This is a genomic window from Streptomyces sp. SID14478, from assembly GCF_010548525.1.
GTDB lineage: Bacteria > Actinomycetota > Actinomycetes > Streptomycetales > Streptomycetaceae > Streptomyces.
In genome coordinates, this window is record NZ_JAAGMG010001440.1 from 1 (window position 1) to 1658 (window position 1658).

Below are 1658 nucleotides of genomic sequence, written 5' to 3' on the forward strand. Positions count from 1 at the left end.
CGGAAGCGCGGCGGGCAGGGCCAGCGCGCCGAGGACGGCGCCTCCTGCTTCGAGGAGCCGACGGCGGCTGAACTGCGGGTACCCGTGCGGGTCGGGGTGCTGCATGAACGGTGCCCTTCTGCGGGTGCGGACACGTACAACTGGTGAGGCCCCTGGGGCCTGTTGAGCCGCACCCACCCTAAGAACCGAACACAATCAACACAACGATCCCGTCGGATCTTGTGGATTTCTGAGCATTCCGGGGGCGGTCGTCGGGGGCGCGCGGCCGGTGCGGGTGATCGCCTCACCCTCGTACGAACGGCGTATGTCCGCACGCCCCCCGGCCCTGTCACCCTGTGCGCCCATGGGGACAAGCCAGGTGTACGAGCTCATCGTGCCGGGAGTCGGGGCCCTGGACCGCAGCGACGTGCTCGTGCCGGACCGGGTGGGGCGGGTGAGCGGGGACCGGCAGGCCGGTGTGTACCGGGCACGGACGGCGGGCGGTGCGCACCGCACCGGGGTGGTGCGCGAGGTGTACGACTGGGCCGCGCTGACCTCCGGCGGCGCGATGCGTTCGCTGTGGCTGTTCCTGCTGCCCTTCCTGCTGGTCAACGTGGCGGGCTGGATGCGCCCCCACCGGCCGGGCGGCCGCCGGCTGAGCCTGCTCTACGGGTTCGGGGCCCGGCTGCTGGGGCTCTCCCTCACGGTGCTGCTGGTCGGCGGCCTGGCCCAGGTGACGATGGATCAGCTGGTGTGGCAGTGCCGGTCCTCCGCGGACCTGTGCTCGTCAGGGAACGACGTGGTGGCGACCGTGCGCGGCATGTCGGTGCCCGACGGCCTGCTCCTGGCGATGACCGTGCCGCTGGTGGGCCTGTTCCTGGCCGCGTGGGCCGCGGGGGACGGACGGCGCGAGTACCGGACGGTGTGGCAGGACCCCGACCGCATCCCGCCTGCCCGGCCCCGTCAAGCGGCGTGGTGGCGGCGGCTGTTGCTGCCCGAACGGGCCGGGCAGTCCGCACCCCTGGAGGAGTACGGGTACTGGCAGCGCAACCCCCGGGCGGACGGCCTGATGAGCCGTCACCTGTGTGCCGGAGTCCTGACCCTGGCCGTGCTCACCGCCATGCCGCCGGCCTCCCAGGGCGGCGACCAGGCCGTGGCCGTCGCCCTGTTCGTGGTCATCGGGGCGCTGGGGACGTGGACCCTGCTCGGCACCGGTCCGTGGCGGCTGCGCGCGGTGCAGGCGTCCATGGTGACCGGTTGCCTGCTCGTCCTGCTCGGGGCGGTGCTGTACTGCCTGGCGCCCGGCCCGCGGTGGTCGACCACCGGGCGACTGCCGGGGCTGAGCCCGGCGTCCGGTGCGCTGCTCGGCGTGCAACTGGGCGGTGTGGCGCTCACCCTCCTGGCCGCGCTGCCGCCGCTCGGGCCGGGCCGGCGCCGCACGCACGCCCTGTACGGGGCGTCCGGCCCCGTGACGGCGTTGATGGGATGTCTGCTCGGCTGGATCTACGCCTCCGCGCTCGCCCTGTGGGCCCGCGGCTGGCTGCGCGGTCAAGGCGCCCCGAAAGGCCAGGAGTTGCTGCTGCCCCAGGCGGCGCTGAAGGTGGTCGCGGCCTGTACCACGGTCCTGCTGTTCGGGCTCGCCCTGACCGCGCTCGCCGCGCCCGTCGCGATGGCGGTGC

The 1658-nt window shown here is 74.0% G+C and carries 1 pseudogene; it reads left to right on the forward strand.

The window, feature by feature from the left end:
• Positions 1-343: 343 nt before the first annotated feature.
• Positions 344-1658, forward strand: a pseudogene (locus G3I40_RS45260) (hypothetical protein); the annotation flags it as partial.